Below are 13827 nucleotides of genomic sequence, written 5' to 3'. Positions count from 1 at the left end.
ATTAAGCTAACTCAAGTAAATTGAAGAACTAATCCAATGTATAAGTAAAATTCTTGAATTGCTTATCTATAAATAGTCAAATAGTAAAAGTTAGATAATTCATAAAGAATTAGCTATGTTATTTAGAACTTATATATATCTTATTTAAATTATAGTTTTTATAGTATTACCTCTTTATGTCTAGTAGCATGACAATTTATATTTACCGCAACAGGTAACCCCGCAATATGCGTTGAATAAGTCTCTATATTTAATCCTAATGCAGTTGTTTTACCTCCGAAGCCTTGTGGGCCAATTCCTAATTTATTTACTTCTTGTAACAATTCCAATTCTAATTCCTTGTAAAATTCATCTTCATTCCTTATATTGATGGGTCTTAATAATGCTTTCTTAGCTAAGTATGCTGCCTTATCAAAAGTCCCTCCAATTCCAACACCTATTACCATAGGAGGGCATGGGTTAGGTCCTGCCGCTTTAACTGTATCTATTATGAACTTCTTCACTCCATCCAGTCCATCTGATGGCTTTAGCATACCTATTTTGCTCATATTTTCGGAACCAAATCCCTTTGGCGCTAATATGATCTTAACCTTATCGCCATCCACTATGTCATAATATATTATAGCTGGAGTGTTGTCCTTTGTATTAATCCTTCTTATCGGATCTTTTACTACCGATTTTCTTAGAAATCCTTCCTCATATCCCCTACGTACACCTTCATTAATCGCATCTTCAATCCTTCCACCAACTAAATGGACATCTTGTCCTATTTCAATAAACACACATGCCATTCCAGTATCTTGGCACATAGGCATTTTTTCATTTCTTGCAATTTCTGAATTTATTAATATCTTATCTAAAACATCGGATGCTAATTTCCATGGTTCTTCTTTCTTAGCATTTAATAATGCATCATTAATATCTGATCCTAAGAAATAATTAGCTTCAATTGATAAATTTTTAATAGCTTCTGTTATAAGTTCAACATTTATTTCTCTCATTCCTACAGCTCCTTTATTATCACTTATAAACTATACATTTATACTTATTACTACATATAAGTTTAAAAGTATTTCTTATTATTTACAACCCCAAATAAATTTTATTTAATCCAATAATTCTCAGAACCCCATGCAAGAAATTGCGGTATATACTGTACGTTATAATCATAAGCGGAGCATTCTCTATGATCATTTTTAGTATTTTCCTGCTTAATATTACTAAATACTTTCTCTATTTTTAAATTTATCGCTCATAATTATAGTTCATTACTACTATAATTATATATATATGTTGCAATAACTGGCTTACATTTAAAATACTTGTAAGCCAAGTATTGAATTTTAAAAATGCAGGAATTCAATTGCAACATATATAATTATTTTATATATTTGAGAGGTTAATTTATGAACCCTAAAAATTTAGATAAATTCCTAACTATACTAATTTACTTTTTAATTGTTCTTTTAACCTGTTTGCTATTGTATAATCTTTTTTTATTAGTAGACAAATTATATCACTCTTATGACTATCCAAAAAACAGCATAAAAGTTGGTCCTATTTTTATGAAATTAAATAACTAGCTATCTTTACTTTCAAAATATTTATTGATACCAGCTGTTATTCCTCTTGCTATTTTGTCCTGATGTTCATCACTTTTTAGTTTTTGCTCTTCCTCATAATTAGATAAAAAGCCACATTCTACGAGAACACATGCACCCTCATATCCATCTCTAAGTATTCTATATTGTTCCTTTGCTGCCTTGGGAACTCTCTTATTATTATCATTTATTGTTTCTTTAAGTGACGCTTGAATATTTTCTGCTAAAGACTTGCTGATCTCATTCGATGAATACCAAACTTGAGACCCAAAGCAACTGGACTGTGGAAACATATTCTGATGTATAGATATAAATGCATCACATTTAACATCCTTCTTCATTTGACATCTGGCATTTAGATCTTTAACTTTCTTCGCATCCAATTGAGAATCTCCCTCTCTTGTCATATACACAGCATATCCAGCATCCTCCAACTCCTTTTTTAACTTTAAAGATATAGATAAATTTATATCCTTCTCTATAGTTCCACTCTTTGATTTTGCCCCACCATCAATTCCTCCATGACCAGGATCTATTAATATTATCCTTTTATCTTTATTTTCTTCGGAATTTGTTCTTACTGGGATTCCAGACATTAAGCAAAATATGCAGAACAATGCTATCCATTTTTTCATTCTCATAAAATTATTCCTCCAAATCATTTAGACTTACATAGTGTATTGTTTGCTATACACTCTTAATTATTCAAATTCATTTATATTAGTAAATTTTTATTTTTTTATTAGAGATATTTTATGGAACACTCAATAGATATCTCACTACAATTTTTTAATATAATATCTGAAATATTTAATCAATTGGAATCTACCTGTAATTATCATATATGGAAATGCTAATAATTTTATAAAGAATAAATTATATTATTTAGGACTTATTAAAATACATATATATGTATTCTAATAATGAAGTTACATTTAGAATTCTAATAGCTAAAGAATTCAGTTAAGGCAAAATATATAGATTTAGTTTCAACATATATATAATGGAAGAGTTTATAACTATATTAAGGAATAGCACGAGAACCGCATTATTAGACATGTAATAACTATTATTTGTATTTGTTCATTAAAGATTACATATTTTTATATAAAATAAAAATCCCACAAACACCGCGTTTGTGGGATTTTTGATCTCCAAATATTATCTCTTTGAGAATTGTGGAGCTCTTCTTGCTGCTTTAAGACCGTATTTCTTTCTTTCTTTCATTCTTGGGTCTCTTGTTAAGAATCCAGCCTTCTTTAATTCTGGCTTTAAAGCTTCATCAGATTTAACTAATGCTCTAGCTATACCATGTCTGATAGCTCCTGCTTGACCTGTAAATCCACCACCGTGAACATTTACTAAAACGTCAAATCTATCCTTAGTTCCAGTTAAAACTAATGGTTGGTTTACGATAACTCTTAATGTTTCTAAACCAAAAAAGTTTTCTATTTCTCTTTTATTTACAAGAACCTTACCACTTCCTGGTACAAGTCTTACTCTTGCAACTGATTTCTTTCTTCTTCCAGTTCCCATGTATTGAACTTTTGCCATTTCTTTTTCCTCCTCCCGAGATCGTATTAGTATCTTAATTCTAGTACTTCTGGTTTTTGAGCTGCATGATTATGTTCTGCACCCCTATATACATTTAATTTCTTTAACATTTGTCTTCCTAAAACACCGTTTGGAAGCATTCTTCTTACTGCTTCTTCAAAAGCAAATTCAGGCTTTTTATCTAATACTACTCTATAAGGAGTTTCTTTTAATCCGCCTGGGTAAAGACTATGCTTTCTCATTAATTTTTGATCTAATTTCTTACCAGTTAAAACTACCTTTTCTGCATTAATTACAATAACAAAATCTCCGCAGTCAACATTAGGTGTAAATGTTGGTTTATTTTTACCTCTTAAAATTGAAGCAACTTGGCTAGCAACTCTACCTAGTGGCTTACCAGCAGCATCAACTACATACCATTTTCTTTCAATTTCACTTGCTTTAGCAATGTATGATTTCATCTGTTTCCCTCCCTGAACTTACATTAATTCTTTACTCATTATTTTAAGTAAGATTTTTTATGTCAAGACCCGGGGCTAGTGGATCTTATATACATAAATGTTTTAACAAACAAACCTATTATAATACACGCACACGGGCGTGTCAACACATTTTTATGATTTAATAGAAAACTTTTTCTAATATTAATCCGTTTGGCGGTACGCACATTCCTGCTTTTTTTCTATTTCCTTCTTCTATTATATCTTTTATATTTTCCGCTTCTAGTTTTCCATTTCCAATCTTTATTAACGTACCTACTATTATTCTCACCATATTATACAAAAATCCATCAGCCGTAATAAATATTTTTATTTCATCTCCATTTTGCTCTATATAGAGATCCTGAATAGTTCTTGTTGTAGTTTTTATTGAGCTTCCAGGAGACATAAACGCCCTAAAGTCATGTCTCCCTATAAAATATTCACATGCTCTTCTCATCTCATTTATATCCAATTTATACTTATAATGATACAGATATTGATGACCTAAAGATAACCTTTCATATCTATTTACAATTGTGTAAGAGTATGTCTTTCCCTTTGATGAATATCTTGCATGAAAATCTTCACTTACTTCTTCTGATTTAATTATAGATACATCTTCTGGCAGTCTTGTATTAATAGCTTCTCTAAACTTATCTCCAGGTATTGAAGAATTAGTCAGAAAGTTTGCAACCATTTCCCTTGCATGAACACCTGCATCAGTCCTGGAACTTCCATTAATCATAATTTCCTCTCCAGTAGCCTTAAATATTGCTATCTCTATTACTTTTTGAACAGTTCTGCCTTTGGGTTGCCTTTGCCACCCGCAAAAGTTACTTCCATCAAACTCAATAATTAATTTTATATTTCTCATTTAAGTTATCTTACTCCTATAGCATAATGAATCTTACAGCTATGCACCATAAAACTAAAATACAAAATACAATAAAAGCAACCAGATCCCTATACGAAAACTCAAGTATTTTCATTCTAGTTCGCCCAGCACCACCTCTATAGCCTCTTGCTTCCATTGCCATTGCTAATTCATCTGCTCTTCTAAATGAACTGATAAATAAAGGCACTAATAATGGTACTAAACTCTTAGCCTTTTTTATTATTCCACCTGACTCAAAATCAGCACCTCTAGCCTTCTGAGCTTTCATTATTTTATCCGTTTCATCTATTAAAGTAGGTATAAATCGTAAGGCTATTGTCATCATCATAGCAAGTTCATGAGCCATTTCTTTTCCAATTGGCCTTAATAATTTTTCGATTCCATCAGTTAACTCAATTGGAGATGTTGTTAATGTTAACAGTGATGTTCCTACTATTAATAGAATTAGTCTTATTGCCATAAATGCTGCAATACTTAACCCCTCTGGATATGCCTTTAAAAATCCAATACTAAAAACTTCTGTCCCTTCAGCGCCCCTAACCATAAATATGTTTAGAGCAGCTGTTAATACTATCAATAGAAAAATTGGCTTCAATCCATTAAAAATAAACCTAAATGGCACCTTTGCGATCAATATTATAGCTAGTAAAAAAACAACCACAAAAGTATAACCTATAAATTTATTTATGATAAATAAACACGCAATAAAAAGTATTGATATAAGTATCTTTGTTCTAGGATCTAACTTATGAACAAATGACTCTCCAGGTAAATATTGTCCTATTGTAATATTCTTCAACATAATTTTGTCTATTCCCCTTTCACTTTATTTATCCTCAAAGTAGACAAAAGTTGCTTTTTTGCTTCCTCTATCGTAAATATATTATCTGGAATGTCAAATCCTTTTTTTCTTAGTTCTCTTATTAGATATGTTACCTGAGGGACGCCAAGTCCTATCTTCTCTAGCACATCAACTTCTTTAAATACTTCTGCTGGAGTTCCTTGTAGTGCTACTTTTCCACCATTCATCACAATAATTCTTTCTGCAATCTTTGCAACATCCTCCATACTATGACTAACTATAATTATAGTCATATTATAATCCTCATGTAGCTTTCTTATCTGATCTAATATATCATCTCTACCCTTTGGATCTAACCCTGCCGTAGGCTCATCCAATATTAGTGTTGTAGGTTGCATTGCTATAACCCCTGCAATTGCTACTCTTCTCTTCTGACCGCCACTTAAGTCAAATGGCGACCTATCTTTATAAGTCTCATAGTCCAGACCAACCATTTCCATGGCCCTAATTACTCTCTCATTAATTTCACTATCTGAAAGTCCTAAATTTCTAGGCCCAAATTCAATATCCTTGGCTATAGTTTCCTCAAAAATTTGATATTCCGGATACTGAAATACCAAGCCAACCTTTTTTCTTATATCCGTAAGCTTTGCTTTTTTATCAGTAATATTTGTTCCATCAACAATTATTTCTCCACTAGTTGCTTCTAGTAAACCATTAAAATGTTGTATTAAAGTAGATTTACCAGAGCCAGTATGCCCAATTAGTGCTACAAATTCTCCATCTTTTATTTCTAAAGACACATTGTCCAATGCAGTCTTTTCAAATGGACTCTTAGGCATATATATGTGTGTTAAATTTTCTACTTTAATTGACATAATTCATTCACCATCTCATCCACATTTAATATTTTTTCGTTTATATCTATTCCTGCCTTTTTTAGCTCATAAGCTAATTCAGTAACCTGTGGAACGTCTAAACCTATCTTTTTCATTCGCTCTACCTGAGGAAAAATTTCTCTAGGAGTCCCCTCCATTTTTACACTTCCACCATCCATTACTACAATTCTATCAGCTTGAGCTGCCTCATCCATGTAGTGTGTTATCAATACAATAGTAATACCATGAATTTTATTTAATTCATTTATGGTTTTTAGAACTTCCCTTCTACCTGATGGATCCAACATTGCTGTCGGCTCATCAAAAATTATACATTCAGGTTGTATTGCAAGTATTCCTGCTATAGCAATTCTTTGCTTTTGTCCACCAGATAAAAGATGTGGTGCATGCCTTTTATATTTGCTCATTCCAACTTTCTCTAGACTCTCATCGACTCTTTTTCTTATTTCTAATGGTTCTATTCCTAAATTCTCTGGTCCAAAAGCTACATCTTCTTCTACTATAGTAGCAACTAATTGGTTATCAGGATTTTGAAACACCATTCCTGCTCTAGATCTAATCTCCCATACATTCTCCATTTTACTAGTATCCAAGCCATCTACAATCACTGTTCCCTCTGATGGTACGACCAATGCATTCATATGCTTAGCTATTGTTGATTTACCTGATCCATTATGTCCTAAAACTACTAAAAACTCCCCCCTTTTTACCTCCAAATCTACATCTTTTATTGCATATTTTTCTTGCTTAACTCCTTCTGTATCCTTTACATATTTAAAAGATACTTTTGCACACTTTATCATCGCATCACTCATAGTGTACCTCCCCATGATGTTTTATAGTTTTAATATATTATACAAATGTTTTTCATTAACAACATAGTTGTCTTTGATATTAAATTATTATTTTCATTATATCTCAAAATCCAGCATATTCAACAAAAAAATATATATCTTGAGTAAGAAAACATCTCTATAATAAATTAAGTTAAAATTTTATTTTCTATGTCAAAATGGGGATTAAGTTTAAACTTAATCCCCCATTAGTATTATACTAATTCAAGTATTACTATCTCAGCTCCGTCCCCTCTTCTAGGACCTTTTTTAATTATTCTTGTATATCCGCCGTTTCTCTCAGCATACTTTGGAGCTACATTATCAAATAAATTCTTAACAACTAATTCTTCTTGAACATAAGATAATACTTGTCTTCTAGCATGAAGATCTCCTCTTTTTCCAAGAGTAATCATTTTTTCTGCTAATGATCTAGTTTCTTTAGCTCTTGTTTCAGTTGTTTCGATTTTACCATGTTTTAATAGACTAGTAACAAGATTTCTTAGCATAGCTTTTCTTTGGTCTGTAGGAAGACCTAGTTTACGATAACCTGCCATGGATTTACCTCCTTACTCCTCGCTTAGTTTTAGTGCTAAACCTAATTCCTTAAGCTTTCTTTCAACTTCTTCTAAAGATTTCTTTCCTAAATTCCTTACCTTCATCATATCATCCATCGACTTTGTGGCAAGTTCTTGTACTGTATTAATTCCAGCTCTCTTTAAACAGTTATATGATCTAACTGATAAATCAAGTTCTTCTACAGTCATTTCTAGGACTTTTTCTTTCTTATCGTCTTCTTTTTCTATCATTATTTCAACATCATTAGTATTATCTGTTAATGACATGAATAATTTAAAATGTTCAATAAGTATCTTTGCTGATAAACTAATAGCTTCATCTATTTTTATGGTACCATTAGTCCAAATTTCTAAAGTTAATTTATCATAATCAGTAATTTGACCAACTCTTGTATTATCAACAGTAAAATTAACTCTTTTTACTGGTGTATAAATAGAATCAACTGCTATAGCTGAAATAGGCAATTCATCACTCTTATTTTTATTTTGAGTAACATATCCTCTTCCCTTATTAACTGTCAATTCCATATAAAGTCTTCCATCGTTATCTAAAGTTGCAATATGTAAATTCTTATTAACAACTTCAACATCACCATCAGTCTTTATATCTGCTCCAGTAACTTCTCCTGGTCCTTTAGCATCAATATAAATAACTTTTGGACCTTCACCATTCATTCTTAGAGCTAATGATTTGATATTAAGAATTAATTCAGTAACATCTTCTTTAACTCCTTGAACAGTAGAAAACTCATGAAGCACACCATCAATTTTGACAGAGGTTGTTGCAACTCCTGGAAGAGATGATAATAATATTCTTCTTAGGGCATTTCCTAATGTAATACCGTATCCTCTTTCAAGTGGTTCAACAACGTACTTACCATAAGTACCATCTTCATTAGCTTCTATACATTCTATTATTGGCTTTTCGATTTCTAACATTGACAAACCCTCCTTATTTTAAAAATGGCAACCTTATTATGAGGGCAACTGATTCTATATTTGCATATATTGTGATAAATTTCTCTAACAAATATAAATATATTATTTACTGTATAACTCAACAATAAGTGTTTCGTTAACAGGCACATCTATATCTTCTCTTGATGGCTCTGCAACTACTTTTCCTTCATAGTTATCAACATTAGCTTCTAACCATTTTGGTAAAGTTTTTGGATTTTCAACAAAAGTTTTAAACTTTTCACTTGATCTGCTCTTTTCGCATACAGTAATTACATCGTTAACTGAAACATGATATGAACAAATGTCAACCTTTTTACCATTTACTAAGAAATGTCCGTGAGTCACTAATTGTCTTGCCTCATTTCTTGATGAACCATAACCTAATCTATAAACTATGTTATCAAGTCTCATTTCTAGTAATTTAAGTAAGTTTTCACCTGTTATACCTTTAATATGCTCAGCTTTTTCATAATATGTTCTAAATTGGCCTTCTAATATGCCATAAATTCTTCTTGCTTTTTGCTTTTCTCTTAATTGAACACCATAGTTTGATACTTTCTTTTTGTTAGCTCCATGTTGTCCTGGTGCATAGCTTCTTCTAACGAAAGCACACTTATCTGTAAAACATCTATCACCTTTAAGGAAAAGTTTCATACCTTCTCTTCTACATAATCTACATGTAGCGCCAGTATATCTTGCCATTAAATTACACCTCCTATTACTACATTTATATTAGACTCTTCTTCTCTTTGGTGGTCTACAACCATTATGTGGTATTGGAGTAACATCTTTAATCAAAGTTACTTCTAGTCCTGCTGCTTGTAAGGATCTTATAGCTGCTTCTCTTCCTGAACCAGGTCCTTTAACATAAACCTCTATACTTTTTAAGCCGTGTTCCATTGCTACTTTAGCTGCAGTTTCTGCTGCCATTTGAGCTGCAAATGGTGTACTCTTTCTTGATCCTCTGAAACCTAGTGCTCCTGCACTTGACCATGATAAAGCATTTCCTACTGCATCTGTTAAAGTAACTATTGAATTATTAAAAGTTGACTTAATGTGTGCAGCACCATGCTCAACATTTTTTCTTTCTTTTCTTCTTCTAGTTTTCTTAACTGTTTTAGCTGCCATTATCTTCCCTCCTTACTATTTCTTCTTATTTGCTATTGTCTTCTTAGGACCTTTTCTAGTTCTTGCATTAGTCTTAGTTTTTTGTCCTCTTACTGGAAGACCTCTTCTATGTCTAATCCCTCTATATGATCCTATTTCTACTAATCTCTTGATATTTAAAGCGACATCTCTTCTTAAGTCACCTTCAACCATTAAATTCTTGTTGATATAAGTTCTGATTTCATTAACTTCTTCTTCTGATAAATCCTTAACTCTTGTATCTGGATTAATTCCTGTTACAGCTAAGATTTTTTGTGAAGTTGATAATCCTATTCCATATATATATGTTAAACCTATTTCAACTCTTTTTTCTCTTGGTAGATCAATACCTGATATTCTTGCCATTAAAATTTACACCTCCTGATAATTGAAATGTATAAAAGTTGATTTTATAATTTATGATTTATAATTTATAATAAAATTTTAGGTCAATAGACGATTCTATTGCCAGCCGCCCTAAAATTTATTTTTGATTAATTAAACGACTATATAATCATATTTGACTTTTGCTGAAATGTCAATATTATTTACATTTATTTTAATGTAAATAATATTGTAAACTTGATCATTAGCCTTGCTTTTGCTTGTGCTTAGGATTTTCACAGATTACCATTACTTTTCCTTTTCTTCTGATTACTTTGCACTTTTCACAAATAGGCTTAACTGATGGTCTTACTTTCATAGCTAACCCTCCTCATATTACTTTTGTAGTAGATCAATGTAAGTTATATCTACTTTATTTTGCTCTCCATGTAATTCTACCTCTGGTTAAATCATAAGGAGAAAGTTCTACTGTAACTTTGTCTCCTGGTAAAATTCTTATGAAGTTCATTCTTAATTTACCTGATATGTGTGCTAGAATCTTATGGCCACTTTCAAGTTCAACTTGAAACATAGCGTTTGGTAAAGATTCTAATACCGTACCTTGCATTTCTATAACATCATCTTTTGACATAAGGTAATCAACCCTCCTTAACAATGCCTCTAAGCTTTAGGAATCTCTTAATCTTTAAATTAGTACTCTTATCGCATGAGTTTATTAATGATAATAATTCATCATCTACATCTTCTAAAATACTTAAGTGTTTAATTTTTTTCTTCTTAGGCATCTCAATTAATTTTGTATCTCCATTAGCTAGTAATACATAATCATCATCTATCTGCCTAACAACAACATATAAGTGATCTTTATCTCTTCCTGCTTTTGAAAGTACTACTTTTCCAATCAAGTCATTGTTTTGCAAATTTTTCACCTCTATGATTACCTTAGTATAAATTAACACTACCACAACGGTATTATGCAAATTTATAACTAAGCAACACTCTTTATTCTACTTAATCAGTGTTAATATTTCAGGTCCATCTGATAAAATTGCAACTGTATTTTCATAATGTGCCGATAAAGAAGAATCCGCTGTTACAACTGTCCATCCATCTTTTAATGTCTTAACCTTATAAGTACCAGCGTTAACCATAGGTTCTATTGCTAACACCATACCCTCCAGTAATTTCGGACCTCTACCAGACTTTCCGAAATTAGGTACATTAGGATCCTCGTGAACTTTTCGCCCAATCCCATGACCTACAAAATCTCTTACAACTGAGAAACCTGCTGCTTCTACGTAGCTTTGTATCTCATGTGATATATCAGTTAATTTATTTCCTTGTTTTGCAAACTTTATACCTTGGAAAAAACTTTCTCTTGTTATATCAATTAATCTTTGAGCTTCCACTGAAACTTCCCCTACAGAGAAAGTTCTTGCAGCATCTCCATGGAATCCATCAAAAAACGCCCCACAGTCAATACTAACTATATCGCCTTCTTTAAGAACATATTCTCCTGGGAATCCATGTATTACTTGCTCATTTACTGAAATACATAGTGACGAAGGAAAACCATATAAGCCTTTAAATGAAGGTTTTGCTCCATGCTTAGTTATAAATTCTTCTGCTATTCTATCCAAATTTGCAGTTGTTACTCCGGGTTTTACCTCTTTTTCAAGCAATAGCAATGTTTCTCCTACTATTCTACCTGCTTTTCTCATTATGGCTATTTCATCATGATTCTTTACAGTAATCATTATTTGTTGTTCCCCAACAATTCACATATTCCTCTGAAAACTTCATTAATAGCTTTTGTGCCATCTACTTCTGAAAGCAAGCCTTTTTCACCGTAAAATTCAATTAGCGGTTGTGTTTCCTTCTGATATACATCAAGTCTTTCCTTTACAGTCTCAACTGTATCATCTTTTCTCTGTATAACTTCACTTCCACACAAATCACATTTTCCTTCATTTGTTGGAGGATTAAATTTAACATGATAACTTGCTCCGCATGATGGACATACTCTTCTACCAGTCATTCTTTCTAGAATAAATTCATTAGGTACCTTTATAAGCAATGCGGTATCTAATTGTTCATTCTTATCTACAAGAAAGTTGTTAAGAGCATCAGCTTGAGCCACAGTTCTAGGAAAACCATCTAATAAATATCCGACCTTACAATCGTCCTGTTGCAGTCTATCCTTAACCATATTAATTGTTACTTCATCAGGAACTAATTGTCCGTTATCAATATAACCCTTTGCTTCTATTCCTAAGGGAGTGTTTTCAGAAATATTCTTTCTGAAAATATCACCTGTAGAAATATGTGGTATTGAATATTTATTGCTAATTGATTTAGCCTGTGTTCCCTTTCCAGCTCCAGGAGGACCTAGTAATACTATCTTCACTGGCTTCATCTCCATTTATTCTAATCTATTTAAGAAATCCTTTATAGTGCCTAACTACCATTTGTGATTCTACTTTTCTAGTAAAATCTAACGCAACATTTATAACAATTAATAATCCAGTTCCTGAAAAAGCTATATTTTGAAATTGTGTATAATTTTGTATCATAACTGGAGTTACAGCTAATACCGCTGCTAATATACCTCCAATAAAAGATAGTCTGTTTAAAACTCTTTCAAAATATGTTGTGGTTTCTTCACCTGGCCTTACTCCAGGCACAAATCCTGCCGATTTATGCAAATTCTCAGACATTTCATCTGGTTTAAATGTAATCTGAGTATAAAACCAATTAAAGAATATTGTCAGTACTGCATATAGTACCATATACATCCAACTCTTCTGATTAAAGATAGATGTAGGATTATTTAATATCCATTTTGCCCACTCTTTTTGACTTTCACCTGCTCCACCAAATAATGTAGCAATAGTTTTTGGAAAATCCATTACAGACATAGAAAATATAATAGCAAGAACTGCCGATCCAATTATACTTAATGGTATATGTGTTGATTGTGATTTAACCATATTACTATTGCCTGATGCAAATTTACCAGCATACTGCACAGGTATCCTTCTTTCTGATAAAGAAAAATATAGTATAGTAGCAAGTAGAAATACAGTAAATACTCCAAATAGTACAATTTCCACAATACTTGCACTTCCTGCTTGCTGAAGTGTCATCATTGAAGCAATTGTTGCTGGAACTCTCGAAATTATATTAACGAATATTAGTATTGAAGTACCATTTCCAATGCCCTTAACTGTAAGTTGATCACCCAACCACATACAAAATGTTGTTCCAACCACTAGTGCAAAAACAACAATAGTTTTTTGGATTGCAGTTAATCCAACTGTAGCTCCACTACTTGAAATTGTTGCAAAAATTCCATAAGCTAAGATAAAAGCTATTCCAAGAGATACATAACGTGTTGCATTTTGTATCTTTTTTCTGCCAGTATCTCCTTCTTTTGATAGTTGTTCCAATTGTGGGATAGCAACAGTTAATAATTGAATTATTATTGATGCATTAATGTATGGCATAACTCCTAATGCTAATATACTGGATCTGCTAAAAGCTCCTCCAGAAAGCATATCATAAAATCCTAATAGTCCACCAGACTGAGATAGATTTTTTAAAAAATCAGAGTTAATTCCAGGAAGAGGAATATGACTTCCCATCCTGAAAACTGCAACTAATAATACTGTCCATAAAATCTTTTTTCTAAGTTCAGGAACTTTGAATGCATTGCTTAAAGTTTGAAGCACT

The 13827-nt window shown here is 31.8% G+C and carries 19 protein-coding genes; all 19 read right to left on the bottom strand.

All coding sequences use genetic code 11. The features are described from left to right. Positions 1-158: 158 nt before the first annotated feature. The 19 genes from PZA12_RS01110 to secY all read right to left on the bottom strand — a co-directional run bounded on the left by PZA12_RS01110 (position 159) and on the right by secY (position 13826). Positions 159-1001, bottom strand: coding sequence for a fumarate hydratase (locus tag PZA12_RS01110; RefSeq protein WP_077842555.1), 843 nt, complete (start codon positions 999-1001; stop codon positions 159-161). A 578-nt stretch (positions 1002-1579) separates the two neighbouring features. Continuing rightward, positions 1580-2242 carry an N-acetylmuramoyl-L-alanine amidase CwlD gene (gene cwlD, locus PZA12_RS01105; RefSeq protein WP_103698880.1) on the bottom strand — a complete coding sequence of 221 codons (663 nt, stop codon included), beginning with the start codon at positions 2240-2242 and terminating at the stop codon, positions 1580-1582. 520 nt (positions 2243-2762) lie between these two features. Next, positions 2763-3155, bottom strand: a complete 393-nt coding sequence (gene rpsI, locus PZA12_RS01100; protein ID WP_008426638.1) for a 30S ribosomal protein S9 — start codon at positions 3153-3155, stop codon at positions 2763-2765. Between the two features lie 26 nt (positions 3156-3181). Next, entirely contained in the window at positions 3182-3616 is a 435-nt protein-coding gene (gene rplM / locus PZA12_RS01095; RefSeq protein ID WP_011967539.1) for a 50S ribosomal protein L13, read from the bottom strand. A 160-nt stretch (positions 3617-3776) separates the two neighbouring features. After that, positions 3777-4511: a tRNA pseudouridine(38-40) synthase TruA gene (gene truA, locus PZA12_RS01090; protein ID WP_103698879.1), complete on the bottom strand. Its 735-nt coding sequence runs from the start codon at positions 4509-4511 to the stop codon at positions 3777-3779. A gap of 16 nt (positions 4512-4527) precedes the next feature. Continuing rightward, positions 4528-5334: an energy-coupling factor transporter transmembrane component T family protein gene (locus PZA12_RS01085; protein ID WP_017209692.1), complete on the bottom strand. Its 807-nt coding sequence runs from the start codon at positions 5332-5334 to the stop codon at positions 4528-4530. Positions 5335-5342: 8 nt separating this feature from the next. Beyond that, entirely contained in the window at positions 5343-6212 is an 870-nt protein-coding gene (locus PZA12_RS01080; RefSeq protein WP_078116890.1) for an energy-coupling factor transporter ATPase, read from the bottom strand. Continuing rightward, positions 6197-7048 carry an energy-coupling factor transporter ATPase gene (locus tag PZA12_RS01075; RefSeq protein ID WP_077842559.1) on the bottom strand — a complete coding sequence of 284 codons (852 nt, stop codon included), beginning with the start codon at positions 7046-7048 and terminating at the stop codon, positions 6197-6199. The genes PZA12_RS01080 and PZA12_RS01075 overlap by 16 nt, the downstream gene beginning before the upstream one ends. Positions 7049-7281: 233 nt before the next feature. Further along, positions 7282-7623 carry a 50S ribosomal protein L17 gene (gene rplQ / locus PZA12_RS01070; RefSeq protein ID WP_041893475.1) on the bottom strand — a complete coding sequence of 114 codons (342 nt, stop codon included), beginning with the start codon at positions 7621-7623 and terminating at the stop codon, positions 7282-7284. A gap of 12 nt (positions 7624-7635) precedes the next feature. Beyond that, a complete protein-coding gene (locus PZA12_RS01065) occupies positions 7636-8583 on the bottom strand; it encodes a DNA-directed RNA polymerase subunit alpha (protein ID WP_041893472.1) in 948 nt (315 codons plus the stop codon). 102 nt (positions 8584-8685) lie between these two features. After that, positions 8686-9306, bottom strand: coding sequence for a 30S ribosomal protein S4 (rpsD, locus tag PZA12_RS01060; RefSeq protein WP_011967532.1), 621 nt, complete (start codon positions 9304-9306; stop codon positions 8686-8688). A 30-nt stretch (positions 9307-9336) separates the two neighbouring features. Next, entirely contained in the window at positions 9337-9732 is a 396-nt protein-coding gene (gene rpsK, locus PZA12_RS01055) for a 30S ribosomal protein S11 (RefSeq protein WP_011967531.1), read from the bottom strand. A 15-nt stretch (positions 9733-9747) separates the two neighbouring features. Then, positions 9748-10116, bottom strand: coding sequence for a 30S ribosomal protein S13 (rpsM, locus tag PZA12_RS01050; protein ID WP_011967530.1), 369 nt, complete (start codon positions 10114-10116; stop codon positions 9748-9750). A gap of 223 nt (positions 10117-10339) precedes the next feature. After that, positions 10340-10453, bottom strand: a complete 114-nt coding sequence (rpmJ, locus tag PZA12_RS01045) for a 50S ribosomal protein L36 (RefSeq protein ID WP_003156543.1) — start codon at positions 10451-10453, stop codon at positions 10340-10342. Positions 10454-10507: 54 nt separating this feature from the next. Next, positions 10508-10726 (bottom strand): translation initiation factor IF-1, encoded by a 219-nt coding sequence (infA, locus tag PZA12_RS01040; RefSeq protein ID WP_002582630.1) that lies wholly within the window; start codon positions 10724-10726, stop codon positions 10508-10510. 7 nt (positions 10727-10733) lie between these two features. After that, positions 10734-11015 carry a KOW domain-containing RNA-binding protein gene (locus PZA12_RS01035; RefSeq protein WP_011967529.1) on the bottom strand — a complete coding sequence of 94 codons (282 nt, stop codon included), beginning with the start codon at positions 11013-11015 and terminating at the stop codon, positions 10734-10736. A gap of 87 nt (positions 11016-11102) precedes the next feature. Then, positions 11103-11852: a type I methionyl aminopeptidase gene (gene map, locus PZA12_RS01030; RefSeq protein ID WP_023974816.1), complete on the bottom strand. Its 750-nt coding sequence runs from the start codon at positions 11850-11852 to the stop codon at positions 11103-11105. Beyond that, on the bottom strand, positions 11852-12502 hold the full coding sequence (locus tag PZA12_RS01025; protein ID WP_011967527.1) for an adenylate kinase: 651 nt from the start codon (positions 12500-12502) through the stop codon (positions 11852-11854). Before PZA12_RS01025 ends, map begins: the two co-directional genes overlap by 1 nt. 25 nt (positions 12503-12527) lie before the next feature. Then, positions 12528-13826, bottom strand: a complete 1299-nt coding sequence (gene secY / locus PZA12_RS01020; protein WP_077842560.1) for a preprotein translocase subunit SecY — start codon at positions 13824-13826, stop codon at positions 12528-12530. Position 13827 lies beyond the last annotated feature (1 nt).

Source organism: Clostridium beijerinckii (assembly GCF_036699995.1).
Classification (GTDB): Bacteria; Bacillota; Clostridia; order Clostridiales; family Clostridiaceae; genus Clostridium; species Clostridium helianthi.
Note: the sequence above shows the minus strand (reverse complement) of the source record. Positions and strands in the feature narration are given on the sequence as shown.